This window comes from Halorubrum luteum, from assembly GCF_054652935.1.
The window spans coordinates 2091829-2109002 of sequence record NZ_BAAIGT010000002.1; the positions used below are offsets into that span (position 1 = coordinate 2091829).

24 protein-coding genes are annotated in these 17174 nt (G+C 66.8%); 7 read left to right on the top strand and 17 right to left on the bottom strand.

Annotation, left to right across the window (positions count from 1 at the left end; translation table 11 throughout):
* Positions 1–8 precede the first annotated feature (8 nt).
* The 4 genes from ACYQ0R_RS10315 to ACYQ0R_RS10330 all read right to left on the bottom strand — a co-directional run bounded on the left by ACYQ0R_RS10315 (position 9) and on the right by ACYQ0R_RS10330 (position 4016).
* Entirely contained in the window at positions 9–947 is a 939-nt protein-coding gene (locus tag ACYQ0R_RS10315) for an alpha/beta hydrolase (protein ID WP_459823292.1), read from the bottom strand.
* Complete coding sequence (locus ACYQ0R_RS10320; protein ID WP_459823294.1) at positions 944–1351, bottom strand: DUF8159 domain-containing protein; 408 nt, start codon at positions 1349–1351, stop codon at positions 944–946. Before ACYQ0R_RS10320 ends, ACYQ0R_RS10315 begins: the two co-directional genes overlap by 4 nt.
* 264 nt (positions 1352–1615) lie before the next feature.
* Positions 1616–2347, bottom strand: coding sequence for a bacteriorhodopsin (locus ACYQ0R_RS10325; RefSeq protein ID WP_459823295.1), 732 nt, complete (start codon positions 2345–2347; stop codon positions 1616–1618).
* A gap of 1 nt (position 2348) precedes the next feature.
* Positions 2349–4016: a methyl-accepting chemotaxis protein gene (locus ACYQ0R_RS10330; RefSeq protein WP_459823298.1), complete on the bottom strand. Its 1668-nt coding sequence runs from the start codon at positions 4014–4016 to the stop codon at positions 2349–2351.
* A 185-nt stretch (positions 4017–4201) separates the two neighbouring features.
* On the opposite strand from ACYQ0R_RS10330, the gene yqeC reads away from it, so the two are divergent.
* Positions 4202–4996: a selenium cofactor biosynthesis protein YqeC gene (yqeC, locus tag ACYQ0R_RS10335; protein ID WP_459823300.1), complete on the top strand. Its 795-nt coding sequence runs from the start codon at positions 4202–4204 to the stop codon at positions 4994–4996.
* 134 nt (positions 4997–5130) lie between these two features.
* Positions 5131–5502: a 30S ribosomal protein S8e gene (locus ACYQ0R_RS10340; protein ID WP_459823302.1), complete on the top strand. Its 372-nt coding sequence runs from the start codon at positions 5131–5133 to the stop codon at positions 5500–5502.
* Positions 5503–5565: 63 nt separating this feature from the next.
* Here the strand turns inward: ACYQ0R_RS10340 and ACYQ0R_RS10345 are convergent, their stop codons facing one another.
* From ACYQ0R_RS10345 to ACYQ0R_RS10360, 4 genes are all read right to left on the bottom strand, one after another.
* Complete coding sequence (locus ACYQ0R_RS10345) at positions 5566–5763, bottom strand: DUF8106 domain-containing protein (protein ID WP_459823305.1); 198 nt, start codon at positions 5761–5763, stop codon at positions 5566–5568.
* 157 nt (positions 5764–5920) lie between these two features.
* A complete protein-coding gene (locus ACYQ0R_RS10350; protein ID WP_459823307.1) occupies positions 5921–6748 on the bottom strand; it encodes an MBL fold metallo-hydrolase in 828 nt (275 codons plus the stop codon).
* Positions 6749–6815: 67 nt separating this feature from the next.
* Entirely contained in the window at positions 6816–7763 is a 948-nt protein-coding gene (locus ACYQ0R_RS10355; RefSeq protein ID WP_459823309.1) for a cation diffusion facilitator family transporter, read from the bottom strand.
* 79 nt (positions 7764–7842) lie between these two features.
* Positions 7843–9138: a TIGR00341 family protein gene (locus tag ACYQ0R_RS10360; protein WP_459823311.1), complete on the bottom strand. Its 1296-nt coding sequence runs from the start codon at positions 9136–9138 to the stop codon at positions 7843–7845.
* A gap of 132 nt (positions 9139–9270) precedes the next feature.
* On the opposite strand from ACYQ0R_RS10360, the gene ACYQ0R_RS10365 reads away from it, so the two are divergent.
* Both ACYQ0R_RS10365 and ACYQ0R_RS10370 read left to right on the top strand, forming a co-directional pair.
* A complete protein-coding gene (locus tag ACYQ0R_RS10365; protein WP_459823313.1) occupies positions 9271–9522 on the top strand; it encodes a DUF8006 family protein in 252 nt (83 codons plus the stop codon).
* 43 nt (positions 9523–9565) lie between these two features.
* Positions 9566–10447: a homoserine kinase gene (locus ACYQ0R_RS10370; protein WP_459823315.1), complete on the top strand. Its 882-nt coding sequence runs from the start codon at positions 9566–9568 to the stop codon at positions 10445–10447.
* A gap of 12 nt (positions 10448–10459) precedes the next feature.
* Here the strand turns inward: ACYQ0R_RS10370 and lipA are convergent, their stop codons facing one another.
* From lipA to ACYQ0R_RS10405, 7 genes are all read right to left on the bottom strand, one after another.
* Positions 10460–11398 (bottom strand): lipoyl synthase, encoded by a 939-nt coding sequence (lipA, locus tag ACYQ0R_RS10375; RefSeq protein ID WP_459823318.1) that lies wholly within the window; start codon positions 11396–11398, stop codon positions 10460–10462.
* A gap of 132 nt (positions 11399–11530) precedes the next feature.
* Positions 11531–11776: a DUF5816 domain-containing protein gene (locus tag ACYQ0R_RS10380; protein ID WP_459823320.1), complete on the bottom strand. Its 246-nt coding sequence runs from the start codon at positions 11774–11776 to the stop codon at positions 11531–11533.
* Between the two features lie 56 nt (positions 11777–11832).
* Positions 11833–12198 carry a HesB/IscA family protein gene (locus tag ACYQ0R_RS10385; protein ID WP_459823322.1) on the bottom strand — a complete coding sequence of 122 codons (366 nt, stop codon included), beginning with the start codon at positions 12196–12198 and terminating at the stop codon, positions 11833–11835.
* A 264-nt stretch (positions 12199–12462) separates the two neighbouring features.
* Positions 12463–13743: a histidinol dehydrogenase gene (gene hisD, locus ACYQ0R_RS10390; RefSeq protein ID WP_459823324.1), complete on the bottom strand. Its 1281-nt coding sequence runs from the start codon at positions 13741–13743 to the stop codon at positions 12463–12465.
* A gap of 71 nt (positions 13744–13814) precedes the next feature.
* On the bottom strand, positions 13815–14024 hold the full coding sequence (locus tag ACYQ0R_RS10395) for a hypothetical protein (protein ID WP_459823325.1): 210 nt from the start codon (positions 14022–14024) through the stop codon (positions 13815–13817).
* 31 nt (positions 14025–14055) lie between these two features.
* Entirely contained in the window at positions 14056–14157 is a 102-nt protein-coding gene (locus ACYQ0R_RS10400; RefSeq protein WP_459823326.1) for a DUF7508 domain-containing protein, read from the bottom strand.
* A gap of 31 nt (positions 14158–14188) precedes the next feature.
* On the bottom strand, positions 14189–14647 hold the full coding sequence (locus ACYQ0R_RS10405; protein ID WP_459823328.1) for a DUF5796 family protein: 459 nt from the start codon (positions 14645–14647) through the stop codon (positions 14189–14191).
* A 221-nt stretch (positions 14648–14868) separates the two neighbouring features.
* On the opposite strand from ACYQ0R_RS10405, the gene ACYQ0R_RS10410 reads away from it, so the two are divergent.
* The 3 genes from ACYQ0R_RS10410 to ACYQ0R_RS10420 all read left to right on the top strand — a co-directional run bounded on the left by ACYQ0R_RS10410 (position 14869) and on the right by ACYQ0R_RS10420 (position 16574).
* Positions 14869–15183 (top strand): hypothetical protein, encoded by a 315-nt coding sequence (locus tag ACYQ0R_RS10410; RefSeq protein ID WP_459823331.1) that lies wholly within the window; start codon positions 14869–14871, stop codon positions 15181–15183.
* An 84-nt stretch (positions 15184–15267) separates the two neighbouring features.
* A complete protein-coding gene (locus ACYQ0R_RS10415) occupies positions 15268–16167 on the top strand; it encodes a shikimate kinase (RefSeq protein WP_459823333.1) in 900 nt (299 codons plus the stop codon).
* A 110-nt stretch (positions 16168–16277) separates the two neighbouring features.
* Positions 16278–16574: a chorismate mutase gene (locus tag ACYQ0R_RS10420; RefSeq protein ID WP_459823334.1), complete on the top strand. Its 297-nt coding sequence runs from the start codon at positions 16278–16280 to the stop codon at positions 16572–16574.
* A 1-nt stretch (position 16575) separates the two neighbouring features.
* Here the strand turns inward: ACYQ0R_RS10420 and ACYQ0R_RS10425 are convergent, their stop codons facing one another.
* Positions 16576–16929, bottom strand: coding sequence for a type II toxin-antitoxin system PemK/MazF family toxin (locus ACYQ0R_RS10425; RefSeq protein ID WP_459823337.1), 354 nt, complete (start codon positions 16927–16929; stop codon positions 16576–16578).
* Positions 16922–17158 (bottom strand): hypothetical protein, encoded by a 237-nt coding sequence (locus ACYQ0R_RS10430; protein ID WP_149783937.1) that lies wholly within the window; start codon positions 17156–17158, stop codon positions 16922–16924. The genes ACYQ0R_RS10425 and ACYQ0R_RS10430 overlap by 8 nt, the downstream gene beginning before the upstream one ends.
* Positions 17159–17174: the final 16 nt, after the last annotated feature.

A 17174-nucleotide genomic window follows, 5' to 3' on the forward strand; every position in this document is an offset into this window, starting at 1 on the left:
TCACCACGTTAGCCGTCGATCGCATCACGGAGGAAGGAGAGCTGATGGCCGACCGCCGGTTCGAAGTCGGCACCGAACGCGGAGAAGTGGTCCGCCGGCATGGTGACGAGCGTCCCTCGAGACAGCGATTCGGCGGCGGCAACGACGCGGTCGACGGGAACGATCGCGTCGTCGGAGCCGGCAAGAAGCAGGGTCGGAGCGCGGATATCGTCGAGCCGGTCGACGGGACGATAGTTCACGAGTCGAAGCAGCGACCGTGCGGGCGTCTCGTTGCGCCACGTCGACTCCCGATCGACCAGGTCCAGATACGCCCGCTGGGTGCCCGGCTCCGTGATCGCCGCCAGCTCCTCGCTCCCACCCACGATCGGTACCGTCCGCCCGCGTCCGACTCGATGGCCGAGAAGATCACGGACGCCCGCGACTCCGGACCGAACGAGATATCGGCCGCCGCGGTCGAAAGCGATCGCTCGAGCGTCGGTCATGGGCGTCACCGCGATCACCGCGTCGACGTCCCGACGCTCGGACGCGAGCGTGAGCACGTGGCCGGCCGATAGCGACGCTCCCCACAACACGATCTCCCGCCCGACGGCGTCGACGCGGTCGACCCGGTCGACTGCGGCCGCGTAGTCGGCCCGCTGTCGCTTCGGGTCGACGAGCTGCGAGCGACCGTCTGACTCGCCGAACCCGCGATAATCGAAAAGAACGGTCGCGTATCCCGCGTCGGCGAACCGCTCCGCGACCGCCGGCAGTCCGAAGCTTCGTTCGGCGCCGAGCCCGGGTGCCATGACGACGACGGGCGGGGCGTCGCCGTCGCCGCCAGGGAGGTACAGCGTTCCACGACACGTCTCCCCGTCGACATCGAACGAGAGGTCGCGAGTTGCGAACCGCTCTCGCGGCGGCCGATCGAGCCGACGCTGCGCGCGGTTCACCGGGTTGCGCCGCGTCACAGGTCCGACCCTCCCGCATCCGAACGGCGCTCCGAGGCCGAGGGGGTCGTCTCCGCATCGACGTGTGTCACCGTCGAGAGGACGCGCTTCGAGAACTCCGTCTCGCTGAGTTCGTACGCCAGCAACTGCTCGAACCACTCGCCTTTCGCGGCCCACGTTCCCAGCGGATCTCCCGGCGACCGCACGACTGTCGCCTCGACACGAACCGGCTCCCACACCCCGGCCTCGGCCCGATCGATCAGCGCGTTGAGCGCGCGCCCCATCTCCTGGCGATGTATCTCGTCCCCGGGAAACGCCGTCATGTACGTCAACGACACCGGATCGTCGTCTTCGACGTCCTCGACGCTAACCCCGTAGCTCCGAAGCGTCGGCTCGATCCCGGCCGCCGACTCGTCGTCGGTCATACCGGACGGTGGTCGCGGCGGAATAAATCGGTACCGGCGTCCGCGGTCTCCGCGTCGCTCCCGTGGTACACGTCTCTCGAACGCCTTTGAGGAAAGCCGCAGACGGGGCGGTCCGCGACAGCGGACCGTTCGTTCTGTCAGAGGCACACGTTATCCCGTGCGGCCATCGAAAGATTTTCACGCAGCATAATAAACGCTCGGTGAACCATATTTCAGTCCCTCAAGCTACAGGTCACTGTCGCAAAACGTTTTCTCGCGTCGTTCTCAGTCCCCGGGTTTCGGGGACGCTTCGACTGCAGGCGTCGTCGGTTGCGCCGTGTCGATATCGTCGAGATCCGATATCGCGTCCGCGCCCGCGGCGGCGACCACGACGAATCCGACTTTCGCGACGATGTCGAGGTAGACGAACACGAGCATCTCCGTCGAAACCGTTATCAGTCCGAATCCGGTCGGTGCGACCAGCCACACAACGGGGTACAGCGTCCACAGGACGACCGTGATGTTTCGGAGCGTTCCGAAGACGGCCCGGACGCGGTCCGTCTCCACGGACACCGACTCCGGAAGCGTGACGAGGAGACCGTACACGAGCAGGCCGTACGTGGCAACCCCGATGCCGAACGCGACCCACGAGAGCGTCCCCGTGGTCGCAACGGCGACGACGCCGCCGATGATGATCACGACATCGGCTCCGATCAGTCCGGCAAGCACCCGCCGTGGCGGTCGCGCGAGGAGTCCGAGATACAGCAGGATAAGCGGCGTCGTGACGAGCCAGTCGACGTATCGAGCGACCGGCAGGAGACCGCCCTCGGTCGAGACGTTCCCGATCTCGAGCGCCATGGCCAGATACGCGAGCGCGGCGAATCCGGTCACGCCGGCCAGCGTCGCGTAGTACGTCCCGTTGGTTCCGGTCGAGTACCAGAGCCACAGCGGCGGCACGGTCCCCACGGTCATCGCGAGCACGCCGAGCCACGCCCAGAGCGTCATCTCGACGGGCATCTCAGTTCACCTTCTCCGTCTTCGAGTCGGCGTTCCAGTCGAAAGATTCATCGCGGGCGGATCGATCCTCCGTCCCACCGTCCGAGACGATCGCGCTCGACGCGGGAGCCGCTCCCGAGCTCTCGTCGACCCTGCCGACCTCGCCGCTCGCGGTCTCGAACCTGAACCGGTCGACTGCGGCGCGCAGGTCGCTCGCTCGCTCGGAGAGCGACCCGGCCGCCGTCTCGACCGCGGAGAGGGTTCGTTCCTGCTCGTCGACCGCATTGGTCACCTCGCTCGCGGCGCTGGCGGTCTGTGCGCTGATCGCCGAGACGTCCTCGACGTGCCCGACGACCGCATCGACCGACTCGGCCTGCGTCTCCGTCGCGTGTGTGATCTCCGTCATGCTCTTGTCCGTCCGCTCTGAGGCCTCTGCGAGGCGTTCGAGCGCGTCGATCGACGTCTCGACGGTGTCGACGCCGGCGGTGATCCGCTCTTCGGTGCGTTCCATCGCTTCGACGCCGGTGTCGGCGCGCTCCTGGACCGCGTGGATGCGGGCCTCGATCTCCGCAGCGGACTCCTTCGTCTCCTCCGCAAGCTCCTTGACCTGCTCCGCGACGACGGCGAACCCGGCTCCGTCGGCGCCGGACCGCGCAGCCTCGATCGAGGCGTTGAGCGCGAGCAGATTCGTCTGTTCGGCGATGTCGGAGATCGTGTCGACGACCTCGCCTATCTCCGCGATCTCCTCCGCAAGCGCCTCCACCTCGGCGGTCGTCTCGGCGGTCGCCTCCTCGACGGCGTCCATCTCAGCGAGCGCCTCCTCAGCGGCCGCCCGCCCCTCGTCGCCGACCTCAGCGGCGTGTTCGGCGGTTTCCGCGACGTCGGTGACCGTGGCGGCGACCTCCTCCGCGGACGAGGCGAGGCTCTCGGCTTCGTCGGTCGCTGCCCGCAGGTCGTCGCGTTGCGTTCGTGCACCCTCGGCGATCTCGGTGACGGCCTCGGAGACCGTCCCGGTGGTTTCCCGGAGGCTGTCGGTCCGTTCGTCGACGGCCCCGGCCACGTCGGCGGTGTCGTCCGCCACGGTCGCGACCGAAGCGACGGTGTCCTCGAGCTCGTCGGCCATGGCGTTGAACGCCGTCCCGACGCGCGTCATCGCGTCGTTCTCACAGTCGGTGTCGACGCGGCGGGTCAGGTCGCCGTCGGCGAGCGCCCGCATCGCCTCCTCGTACTCGGTCGCCTTGCGCTCGACCGTCTCGGCGCGTTCGGTCGCCTCCCGTTTCGCCCGTTCGGCCTCCGCGCGGGCGGCCTCCGACTCCTCGATCTCGGTCCGAAGCGAGCTTCGCATCTCGTCGAACGCGCCGAACAGCCGGCCGATCTCGTCCGACCGTCCCGTTCGGAGCGTGACATCGAGGTCACCGTCAGCCATCCGTTCGGCCTTCCGTGTGAGCTGTCGGAGCGAGATCACCGTGTTCGATCCGACGGTGACGCCGATCAGTGCGAGACCGATCACCGTCAGCAGGATCATGCCGACGAGCCCCGAACGGATCTCCGTGCCGGCCGCGCCGAGCTCGGCGGCCCGCAGATAGACGATGACTCCATACGCGACTGATACCCCCGTGACCCCGATCAGCGACAGCGCGAGCTTCGCGCCGTAACTGGACCGGAGCCGGCCAAGCGGTCCATGTTCCATGTTTCGTTGAAACCCTCGGACTACCGCCACATAACCGATCCCCACCACGTATCAGCTGTGATAACCCGAGGACACGCGTCGGGGACACTCGCTGGCCGATCGACACCGCGGCGGGAGTTCTCGATCGTCTCGAAGCGTCGCCGGATCCCGGTAGCCATTTGCGCCGGGAGTCGGTACGTCGGAACATGGATCCAGTCGAGGCGTTCCGGGCAGCGGACTCGGCGGTCGCCGTCGTCGGTGCCGGCGGGAAGAAGACGACGATGTACGCGCTCGCCGGACGGACGGACCGGTCGATCGTCACGTCATCCGTCCGGATCCCGATATTCGACGACCAGGTGACGCGGGTCGAGACGACCAGCGACCCGACATCGACCGCGGCGACCGCGCCGGACGACGCGTTCCCGCTCGGCGTCGTCCCGGAACGCGAACGTGAGGACCGCTACCACGGATACGACGTCGACGTCGTCGACGAACTGATCGCGGCGCACGACGGGCCGGTCTTTATCAAGGCGGACGGCGCTCGGCTCCGCGATTTCAAGGCACCGAACGGGCGGGAGCCGCAGATTCCGAGCGCCGTCGACGTCGTCGTCCCCGTCGCTTCGGCGAGCGTGGTCGGCGAACCCCTGGCCGACGCGCTCGTTCACCGTCCGGAACGCGTCGCTCGGGTCGCCCGGGACGCGGACGTCGACGTCGCGGTCGGCGAGCCGATCACGCCCGAACTCGTCGGCGCGGTGCTTGCGAGTCCCGACGGGGGGCTCAAGGGCGTCCCCGGGAGTGCGACTGCGATCCCGCTCGTCAACAAGGTCGACGACGAGGAGCGCGCGGAGACCGCCCGGGCGATCGCCACGGCGTTCCGGCGGCGGATCGACGAACGCCACGACGAGACCGCCGGGGACTCCGCGATCGACGTGCCACACGTCGTCCTCGCGCGGATGATCGACGCAACCATCGTCGAGACGGTCGCGGTGCGTGGTCAGTGAGGAGTGTGGTCGATGAGGAGTGCGGACGGAGACTGCGCGGCTCCGCGACGCTGGGCTCGCCGGACGCTACCGGCGTTTGGAGGCTCTCGGCCGGAGTCGAACGGTTCAAGTATTCGCTGGCTGTTCGTACCTGTATGAAAGACCAGGGACGCTCCACGCGCAAGCGAACCGGCGGCCGACTGAAGCACGCAGCGAACAAGAAGCGCCACCAACTCGGTCGCGAGCCGGCCGAGACGACGGTCGGCGAAAAGCGAGTTCAGTTCATCGACTCGCGCGGCACCGAAACGAAGGTCCGGGCACTTTCGACGAACGTCGCGCAGGTCGCTGACGGCGGCGAGGTCGTCGAAGCCGAGATCGAGGACGTCGTCGAGAACCCCTCGAACGTCAACTACGTCCGACGTAACATCGTCACCAAGGGCGCGATCATCGAGACGTCCGAGGGACGCGCCCGCGTCACCTCCCGTCCCGGTCAGACCGGCCAGGTCAACGCCGTTCTCCTCGAGTAGCGCGTCCGACTGACGGATTTCCTTTCGCTGCCGCCACGGCCACCCGGACGTACGTGCACCGCGTCAGTCGGCCGGGTGCGGGACGGTCGCGGCCCCGCGGCATCGGTCGTCGACGACGGTACCACAGTCGGGACAGACGAGCCGGCGAGACTGTGCCCCGCCGGTCGTCCGCCACCCGCCATCGGGCGGGCTCTCGAACTCGCAGTTCGGACAGAACAGCGTGAGCTTCGTGCGTGCGGCGTGCGTGGAGGTCGGGTTCATAGGGTCGATAGCCGTTCGACGTATAAATGCCTTCTTTGACCTGATCGATCCAACGAAATCCGAAATCGGCTGACTGCTCCGCCGTGCGTACGGTTCCCTGCACCGTACGGTCAGCCGTCCCATGCGGTTTCTCCGCTCCCACGATATGGCGAGCGAGCTACAGGTCGTACGTCTCGCCGTCGACCGCGAGCGGCTCCTCGAACGCCTCGTCGACCGGATAAAAGTGCGCGATGTGGACCAGCCGGGTTCGGTCGGCGTCGAGCTCCGCGGCGAGATCGACTGCTCCCTCGCGGGTCATGTGTTTCGATCCGAACGTCCGTGGGACGCCGTCGTCGTCCTCGTGTCGCCCGCCGATCGGGTGGTGTTCACACAGAGCGGCGGGAACGATGGCGTCCGCGAGCAGGAGGTCGGGGTTCGCGAGCGCCGCTCGCGACCGGTCGGGGATCGCGTAGCTCGTGTCGCCCGTCATGGAGAGCTTTGCGCCCGTTTCCGGGTCCTCGATCACGACGCCGTAACAGCGCAACGGCGGGTGGTCGACGGGAACGAACGTGACCCTGAGCCCGCAGCTCTCGAACGGCTCGAACGGCTCGCGGGCGTGGACGCCGATCCGGTCTTCCAGGTAGTCGTACTTTGCACGGATCGTCTCGGCGACGCTCTCGTCGGTGGCGGGGTCGGTCTCGTCGGGCGCGTGAACCGGCAGCCCGTCGAACAGGCGGTAGGCGTTGCCGAGCCCGTCGAGATGGTCGAAATGGATGTGGGTCACGATCCCCGCGTCGGGAAGCGGCACGTCGTGGTCTAGAAACTGGCTCCGGAAGTCGGGGCTGAAGTCGACGAGCAGCGACTCGCCGGTGCGCTCGTTCGCGACGTGCACGGAGAACCGCGAGCGCGACACTCCCCGGTCGCGCGCCTCCGTACAGGTGTCGCAGTCGCAGCCGACCGTCGGCGTTCCCGTCGTGTCGCCGGTCCCGAGGAGCGTCACCCGCATTCGGATCGCACTCCTCGACGCACGGACTTATGTCCGCGGTTCGGAGACGCCCACGACACCGGCGACGCTATGCCCGTCCGGAGACGTTTCCGTCCGGACGGCTCTCGATCGACTCGGCCTCGACGTAGATCCGCGTCGCGCCGGGCACCACCTCTCGTGCGGCGCGTTCGACGGCGTCGACGGCGGCCTCGATGCCGGCCGTGTCGAGGTCGGACGCGAACGAGATCTCGCAGGCGACCAGCACGGAGTCGGGGCCGAGATGCATCGTCCGCAGGTCGAGGATCTCGTCGACGCCATCGACCGCCTGCATCGCCTCGAGCAGCGCCTCTCGGCGTCGACTCGTCACGCCCTCCCCAACCATGAGGCTCCGGTTCTCCCACGCCAGCGCGAGCGCGAACGCCATGAGCAACACGCCGATCGTGACGCTCGCCGCAGCGTCGTACACGACGTTCCCCGTGACGTCCGTGAGGTACACGCCGAGAATGGCGACGAGGACGCCGACGATCGCGACCAGATTCTCCGTGGCGGCCGTGATGAGCGGTCCGTCCTTCGTCCGACGGAACGTTCCGTACAGGCCGTCGAACCCATGCTCGTCCGCCTCCGCGTCGACCGCCTGGTACGACTTATAAAACGCGTACGTCTCGAAGACGAGCGCGACGCCGAGCACGACGTAGTTGATCCGGACGTCCGCGGCACGCAGCGGTGACCCGAGCGCGGCGTACCCTTCGCGGACGGAGGCGAAGCCGGCGACGGCAAAAAGCAGTACGGTGACGACGAACGCGAAGAAGAACTGCTCTTTTCCCCGTCCGAACGGATGCTTTCGGCTGGCCCCGGCCTCGCTCAGTCTGAATCCGACGAGCAGCAGGATCTGATTTCCGACGTCGGACAACGAGTAGTACGTCTGGCTCAGCATGCTCGCGTTGCCAGTCGCGAGATACGCGAGAAACTTCGCAACCGCGATCGCCGCGCTGGCGACGAGCGAGACGTACACGACGAGTCTGGTCGACGTCGACACGCGTGACGGATCCGGCCGGACGACTGTAGTGTGTTCCGGTCCGTCGTAGGTTCTCCACTCACGCCCGGTCCGCCGCGAGTCACCCGGATCGCTGGATGGTCATCTGCCGAACCTCGACGACGACGGACTCACCGATCGTCGCTTCGATCCGCGTGTCGAGACGTGTCACGAGACTCTCGACGGCCGTCCCCGGTGGGACTCCAACCGTCACGACGACGCGATCGGTCGTCTGCGGCGGAAGGGTTCCCGACCGCTCTATCTCAAGCTCAAGCAGGTCGAGGTCGTCGTCGACGCTCGCCAGCTCGTCGCCGACGGCGCTCCGGATCTCTCCCTCCGTCGTCGTCGCCACGTACGTGTCGTAGGTGACGCCGCCGAGAAACACCGACAGCAACGCGATCGCGGCGACGAGCAGCGCCGCGCGCTTCACGAGCGCCGCCCGTGCCTCGTCCTCGCGGAACCAGCGCTCCGGTCGATATCCCTCGTACCACAGCATTACGAGCGCCGCGAGGTTGATCGAGAGGACGTTTACGAGGACGAGCACGCCCGCGCCGACCGCGAGCCGCGGGATCCCGAACGCGATCCCGATCCCGACGGCGGCCGCAGGAGGGATCAACGCGACGGCGATCATCACGCCGACCAGGGCCGCTGAGACCCCGGTCATCAGCGAGACGATCCCGGCGACGCCGGCGCCGAGCGCGACCGCAAGCACGAGCACGTTCGGCGCGAGCCGCTCGGAAACCTCCGCGAGCGCGAGCGGATCCAGTCCCGGCGGCACGAGGTTGGCGGCGCGGAGCCCGGCGGCGAACGCCGCCGCGGAGCCGACCGCGAGGACGACGCCGAGCGCCTGCAGGCGGACTCCCCGGCGGAACAGCTCGTCGTCGTCGACGACCGTCCCGACCGCGGCGGACATCGCGGGGCCGATGAGCGGCGCGATCACCATCGAACCGACCACGGTCGCCGGCGAGTCGAGGAGCAGCCCAGCGGTGGCGATCACCGCGGACAACACCGTCATCAGCACGTACGTCTCGATGCCGGAGACGAGATCCGTCGCCTTCGACTGCAGCTCCTGTCTGGAGATCCGATCTCCCGTCCGCTCGGACTCCTCGGCGTACGTCTCCTCCAGCTGCTCGAACCGCCGGGAGATAACGGTCTCGGCGTCGACGATGACGGTGTAGGTCCCCTCGTCGATGCCGGCTTCGCGGAGCCGTTCGAGCACTGGCTCGACCGCGGCCACCGGGAGCGGAAACGTCGCGACCGCGGTGTACTCGCGCCCGCTGGTTTCGTCGGTGACGACGTAGTCGATCCCCTCCTCGTCGAGCGCGCGGATCACCGCGGCCCGCTTTCCGGCGGGGATCATCACTTCGACGAGTCGCACGGATCGGAGTGGTCCGGCACAGTATATAAACTTGGGTCGTGGCGGGGCCGGACCGACGGCGTGCGGGCCGACTCGCCACGTCGCGCGAAGCCGGAACTTTAAAGCGCGAATCCCGCCCATCTGCGAGCAAGAATGCTCACGCCGCTGCTCATCGACCAGTTCCTGCTCGACTATCATCTGGGACACGTCCTGATACTCGCGTTCGCGGCGTCGCTTCTCGGCGTCCTGCCGCTGAAATCCCGAAAGGTACTGGCGTTGGTCGTGATGGGGTTCGGAGCGATCTTCCTCATGGCTCCGTTTACGACGATGCCAGCGCCGTACATCCTGTTCGGTATCGGTCTCGCCGTCGTCGGCCCGCTGCTGTGGACGACCGCGGAGTCGTAGCTCGATCCATCTCCTTTTTGCGTTCCCGGGTTCACCAACCGCTATGATCACGGTACGGGCACCCGCGACCAGCGCCAATCTCGGGAGCGGTTTCGACGTGTTCGGAGCCGCCCTCTCCCGCCCGGCCGACGTCGTCAGCGTCGAGAAGGCGGACCAAACCACCATCGAGGTCACTGGCGTCGGGGCCCAGTACATCCCGGAGGACCCGGAGAAGAACACGGTCGGCGCGGTCGTCGAGGAGCTCGACGCGCCGGCACGCATTCATATCGACAAGGGGGTCCGTCCCGCGTCCGGGCTCGGATCCTCTGCCGCCAGCGCCGCGGGCGCTGCGGTCGCGCTCAACCGCCTGTACGACCGCGGACTCTCCCGGTCGGAGCTCGTCCCGATCGCGGCGGAGGGAGAAGCGGTCGTCTCCGGCGTCGCCCACTCCGACAACGTCGCACCGTCGATCCTCGGCGGGTTCACGATCACGACGTCGGAGAGGACCCACGCCGTCGACGCGCGCGTGCCGATCGTCGTCTGTCTGCCGGACGTCGCCGTCTCGACGCGCGATGCGCGGCGCGTCGTTCCCGACCGCGCGTCGATGACGGATATCGTGGAGACGGTCGGGAACGCGGCGACGCTCGCAGTCGGGATGTGTCGCTCCGATCCGGAGCTCGTCGGCGCAGGAATGGACGATCCGATCGTTACGCCCGAGCGCGCGAGACTCATCACCGGCTACGACGACGTCCGGAACGCGGCGCTCGACGCCGGCGCAGCCGGCGTCACGGTGAGCGGTGCGGGCCCCGCGGTGATCGCCGTCTGTCGTGAGGGACAGCGGAAGTCCATCGCGGCCGCGATGCTCGGTGCGTTCGCGGAGTCGGGAATCGACGCGCGGGCGTACCAGACTCGGATCGGCGCGGGCGCGACCATGATAGAGGAGTAGCCGTTCGGACGGTCAGTCCCCGCCGGCTGCGCGAGCCCGCTTTCGAGCCTGTTCGGGGGAGCGACCGTCCCGGAGGAGCGCTTCGACGAACAGCTCGCCCGCCTTATACGACGACCGAACCATCGGTCCGGACGCACAGTAGAGGAAGCCGAACTCCGCTTCGGCGACCTCGCGCCAGACGTCGAACGTGTCCGGATGGACGTACTCGAACACGTCGAGATGCGACCGCGAGGGCTGGAGGTACTGGCCGAACGTGACGACGTCGACGCCGACCTCACGGAGGTCGCCGAGCGTCCGGTACACCTCGTGGTCGTACTCGCCGACGCCGAGCATCACGCTCGTTTTCGTGTACACGTCCGACTCGCGGTCCACCTGGTCGAGCACTGAGAGCGACTGCTCGTAGTTCGCGCGGCGGTCGCGGACCGGCCACTGGAGACGCTCGACCGTCTCGACGTTGTGGGCGATCACGTCCGGGCCGGCGTCGATGATCCGCCGAACCGCTTTCGGGTCGCCCTCGAAGTCGGGGATCAGCGTCTCGACGAGGATCTCCGGGTCCCGCCGTTTGATCTCGCGGATCGTTTTCGCGAAGTGTGCGGAGCCGCCGTCGTCGAGATCGTCGCGGTCGACGGAGGTGAGGACGACGTAGTCGAGTCCGATCTCCGCGACCGCGTCCGCGACGTTCGCGGGCTCGTCGGGATCCAGTGGCTCCATCCCGCCGGTTTCGACATCACAGAAGTTACACCCTCGTGAGCAGCGTTCGCCCATGAGCATGAACGTCGCCGTGCCGGGGCCATCACGACCGGACCAACACTCACCCATGTTCGGACAGTTCGCCTCCTCACAGACGGTGTGGAGGTTTCGGTCGCGGAGCGTCTCCGTGATCGCCGTGAACTGACTCCCTGACGGGGGGCGAGACTTCAGCCAGTCCGGTTTCCGTCGCCCGCGTTGCATACGATGATCTGGGGTGGCCGGCTCCAAAAGCGTGCGGGTAGCGTTCGGAGACGGATCCGACGTACTCAATCAACCCCTCGAAGCGATCGCCGCCGCAGTCGTCGCGTTCACCGCTCGATGTCGGTGTATCGCTCACTCGTGGGCGGCGTCCCACTCATCGGGTTTCCGGAGGTTCCCACAGTCGTTACACTCGATCCGACCCATCGTATCCATCGCGGTGTCGAACGAGTCGCAGTTATCACAGTAAAACCCCCATCGGTCGCGACCGCGTGATTCGGCGAACACGACGTAAAAGGGGCCCTCCGCGCCGCGCTCCGCACGCGTCCGGTCGACGAACACGTTCTCACCGCCGGCCGTCGTTGCTGCTTCGAGTTCCATGGCGTCAGTACGCGACGCACTGATTTAAAAAGCTTCGCCGAACGTCCGTCGCGCAGCTACGTCCGGAACGACTCGCCGCAGCCGCATTCGGAGACGACGTTCGGGTTCTCGACGTGGAAGCCGGCGGCTTGGAGGCCGGACTCGTAGTCAAGTCTGCTCCCCCCGATGTAGTTTCGACTCGCCGGGTCGACGAACACCCGAAGCCCGTGGTGCTCGACGACGAGGTCGTCGTCCTCGGGTTCGGTGTCGAAGCGCATCCCATATGAGAGTCCAGCACAACCGCCCTGCTGGACGAACAGTCGCAGTCCCGCCACCTCGGTGTCGAGCCCCTCGCTCTCCAAAAGCGAGAGCGCTTCCTCGGCTGCATCCGGTGTCACCTCGATCGCCGGATCGCCGCTCGGTCGAGCCGGTTCAGTACTCATACGAACGTGTTCGCTTCGGATCGTAAAAACACTGACGGAGGGTGTCACACCCGACCAGTCCTCAGCCCGGGTTGGTCTCTGACCGATCCGCGGCCGACCGACCATCGCCCCGACCTCGACTCTCCTCCGATCACTCGCCACGGACGGTTCGAGCCGTCGTCCCGCTCCCCTCGCCAAGAAGCCGACCTAATATATCGGATACCACGGCCAGACGACCACACGCACCGCCTGTTCGCCATCACACCGACTCCGAGAACCGGCCAGTCACTCCTCGAAGCGCTTCCGGACGCTCGCGGCGTGTGCCTCCAGTCCTTCGGCGTCCGCCAGCGTGGTGATCGTGTCCGCGATCCCGTCGAGCGCGTCCCGGTCGAGTCGTTGCACCGTCGAGGATCGCAGGAACGTGTCCGTCGAGAGCCCTCCGTATCGTTTCGCGCCGCCGTTCGTCGGCAGCACGTGGTTGGTGCCGGCCGCGTAGTCGCCCGCCGCAACCGGAGAGTACGCTCCGAGGAACACGGAGCCGGCGCTGTCGATCCGGCCGAGAAGCGCCTCATCGTCGTCGGCCATGATCGAGAGGTGCTCGGCCGCGTACTCCTCCGCGAACAGCACCGCTTCCGACATCGACCGAGCGTGTAACACACCGGAGGCCTCGTTGTCGAGCGCCTCCCGGATCGTCTCTGCACGCTCTCGTTCGTCGATCGAGGTCTCGACGACGTCGACCACCGCTTCGGCGAGGTCGACGTCAGCAGTGACGGCGACGACCGAGGCGTTCGGATCGTGTTCCGCCTGCGCGAGCAGCTCCGCCGCGACGTACTCGGGATCGGCGGTGTCGTCCGCGAGCACGAGCACCTCGCTTGGACCGGCGAGGAAGTCGATCTCCACGTCGCCCTGCACCTCGGCTTTCGCGGCTGTCACCCACCTGTTCCCGGGGCCGACGACCTTGTCCGCGCTCGTTACCGTCTCCGTTCCGTACGCGAGCGCGGCGATAGCCTGTGCGCCCCCGACCTGATACACGGCGTCCGCGCCCGCCTCGTGGATCGCCGCGAGCGTGACCGGGTTGATCTCTTCGGCGGGCGGCGTCGCGACGGCGACGTGGTCGACGCCGGCGACGACGGCCGGAATGATGCCCATCAGTGCACTTGACGGATAGGCGGCCGAACCCCCCGGGACGTACACGCCGGCGCGATCGATCGGTCGGAACCGGCGACCGAGCTCTCGACCGTCGAACTCGTCGCGCCAGTCTTCCGGGCGCTGTCGCTCGTGGAACTCACGAACGTTCGAGGCGGCCTCGCGAACCGCGTCAAACACGGGATCGTCGGTCGATGTGAGCGTCTCGTGAGCCCGTTCGGCCTCGTCGGTAATGTCGATGTTCCCGACCGTTACGCCGTCGAACTCCTCGGAGAACTCACGAAGGGCGGCGTCTCCCTCCTCCCGGACGCGATCGACGATCCCGTCCACTTTCTCTCGAACCGCCTCGACGCCCGCGTCGCGTTCGAAGAAGCTACGACGCTCCGCGGGCGAGAGCTCCGAAACCGTGCGTACGTTCATATCTTCGATTCGAGCCGGCGTTTAAAGGACGTTCCGACTCCACTACCCGCAACCTCGGACTCGTCGGGGCGTCACTCCATCGGACGCACGCCGGTTACGTCGAGCACCGCGAGCAGGAACAACCCCACGAGCAGCACACCGGCCGCGAACAGGATCGGTGCCGAAACGAGGATCGCGACGTCGTACGGCGCGATCAGGCGCGTCGTCCCCCGGACGAGAAAGGAGACGAACACGAGCCCGAACGCGACGATCGCCAACTGGACGAAACGGGAACGCTCCATGGTTGGATCCGAACCGGACCCGGCAAAGCGATTACCATTCGTTCGCGGTGCCGAGCTCGTACAGTCCGTATCGATCGGGAGCGCTCCGAACCGTCGATCGGTCGAGCTCTCGCCACGGTTTCCGGAGACTCATCTCGTGCGCTCCACCGGCTCATTCGGGTCGATCATCGGTAGGCGTCGAGCCCCTCGTCGGGCGGGGCGACGATCTCGAAACTCCCTTCGCTCCACTCGTCTTCGACGAAGACGAACACGCGCCCGCCGGCAGTCTCCGGGTCTGCAACGATCTCGTTTCGCTGGCCCGTCCGCGTCACCACGACTCCCGGGAACAGCTCCTCCGTCTCTCCGTGCTGTAACACGACCCGTCCGACGCCGGAGTCGCGAAGGATCTCATCGTCGGTCTTGAAATCGTTGACGTACGTCATCACGCCCTCCGTTTCCGTCGGGTCCGTCACTAGAACGTGGGTCTCTTTACCCGGCCCGGTTGTCATCGCCCCCTCGACCACGTCGGGAGCGCCGCGGTACAGCGTCGTCCGTCCGTCGAGATACTCGACGACAACCCCCTCCTCGCGGAGGTCGACAGCGAGCGAGGTCGGGGGGACGTCGCTTCGTGAAGGTGCTGACATGCGGATCGGTTACGTGCGGGAGGCCAAAAGGAGCGTGCTCGACGACTCCCGGACGCGCGAGTCGTGGCCACGTTTAAGAGGAGTCCACCCCGAACGATCCGCATGCAACGGACGCGACGAGGGGTTCTCGGTTCCCTTCTCGCCGCTGGCGTCGCCGGTTCCCGGCGTTCTCGCGGGCTGTTTTGAGGAGCCCGATGAACGGAACGGATCTCCTGACAAGGGTGGACCACGGAGGATACTACACGACCGTGTTCGCGGAGATCGTCGTCGAGAACGTCGGTCGGTTCGAGTACGGGCTCCTCGAACTGCGTGCGGACGCGTACACGACGACGCCGAACTCCCGAGAACGCGACCACGCCGGTTTCGAGTACTCGAGCCGGTTGTTTCCGAGCGACGATCGATTTCTCGGTGGAACGCGGCTTTTTCGGATCAGTATCAGGTTTCGGCGACGCGTTGGTGCCCGTCGAGCCAGCCCTGAGTGGTATGAGGTCGACGCTGCAGTCCGCCGCGCGGAGCCGTCAGATTCGACAGAGTAGCAGGTGTCGCGATCCACGTGCTAGGAGCACTGAATGCTCGCCGGGACCGCCAACTCTTTGCTCTCGCTTGACGCCCGTGGACGTATGGAGGGACGGGCAGCCGCGCTCGGCGCGGGAACCGTGTTGAACGCGCTCGCGACCGGCACCGGGGCAGCGTTCGGGATCGATGTCGAAACGCGGGCGACGGTGCAGCTCGACCCCGATGCGGACGTTGTCGAGGGGACCATCGCGGACTCACCCGACGCGGACACCGCGCTGATCGAACGGTGCGTCTCGCTCGCGACCGAGCGGTGGGGAAGCGGCGAGGGCGGAACCGTTCGCACTGACAGCGACGTCCCCCTCGCCGCGGGGTTGAAAAGCTCCAGCGCGGCCGCGAACGCGGCCGTTCTCGCGACGTGTGCTGCGCTGAGACTACCCGTTGGAGGTGATGCGGACGATCCGGACGTCGACGTGACGCGTCTCGATGCGTGTCGACTCGGCGTCGAGGCCGCTCGAGACGCCGGCGTCACCGTAACCGGTGCGTTCGACGACGCGACGGCATCGATGCTCGGCGGCGTCTGTGTCACTGACAACGACGACGACGAGCTCCTATCGCGCGAGACGGTCGAGTGGGATGTCGTGGTGTGGACGCCGACGGAGCGAGCCTACAGCGCCGATGCGGACGTCGATCGATGCGAGAACGTCGCGTCGATGGCCGACCTCGTCGCCGACCTCGCGCTGACCGGCCGGTATGCCGAGGCGATGAGCGTCAACGGACTCGCGTTCTCGGCCGCGCTCGGCTTCGACCCTGACCCCGCGGTCGAGGCAATGCCCCACGCCTCGGGGGTCTCGCTGTCCGGAACCGGGCCGAGCGTCGTCGCCGTCGCCGATCCGTCGGATCGGAACGCCGACCTCGACGCAGTCGCCGAACTGTGGCAGAAACGAGAGGGGAGCGTCCGACGAACGCGGACGCGAACCGACGGTGCACGCATCCTCGACGACTAACACCGAGCCGGCACGAGCAACGCCCGACCGCCGAAACCGACACGACCAAACCCTAACCGCCGAAACCGACACGACCAAACCCTAACCGCCGAAAACCGACACGACGATCAATGAGTACGAACGCATCCGACCCGGACGAGATGACGCTCGACGAGCTTCGCGAGGAGATCGAGGATATCGACCGAGAGATCGTCGAGTTGATCGCTCGCCGGACGTACGTCGCCGACACCGTCGCTCAGGTGAAAGCCGAAAACGATCTCCCGACGACCGACGAGTCACAGGAGGAGCGAGTGATGGAGCGAGCCGGCCGAAACGCCGAGCAGTTCGATGTCGACGCCAATCTCGTCAAAGCGATCTTCAGGCTGCTAATCGAGCTGAACAAAGTCGAGCAACGAGAGAGCCGGTAACTCAATCGAGGCCAAGACTCAGCTTCAACGCCTCGTCGACTTCAGCCATCGTCGGTCCGTCGAGTGAGCCGACGGCTGAGTGAATCCGTTCCGGAACCGAGACGGTTCGAATCTGGTCGACCCGTATTGACGAATCTTTTTCGAGCGGTGACCCGCTCGCCTCGACGAACACCTCGAACGGATACTCACGGTAGGTCCCTGTGACGGGCGCAACGATGGTCGTACTGGAGTTCCGGTTTCCGATATCGTTTTGAACGACCACAGCCGGCCGCGTCTTCTTCATCTCGTGTCCTTCGGCGGGGTCGAGCCGAACGATAACCACGTCGCCCCGTCGCACGTCCGTGCCGTCACTCATCGAGGCGTTCCCACGCTTCGTCGGAGGCTTCGCTCCACTCCTCAGCGAGTGCCTCCGCACTCTCGGAGGCCTCCCGATAGGCGGCTGCCAGCTCGTCGTCGTCCGGCCGGTCGGACTCTACCTCAACGACAGCGACGGTCACACGCTTGTTCGCATACTCGGTGCCGAGGTAGACACGACCTCGGTCGTCCGTCTCGTTCGTTTTGAGGTCTGTTGCGTCGACTTTCATCAAGGAATGGTACGGA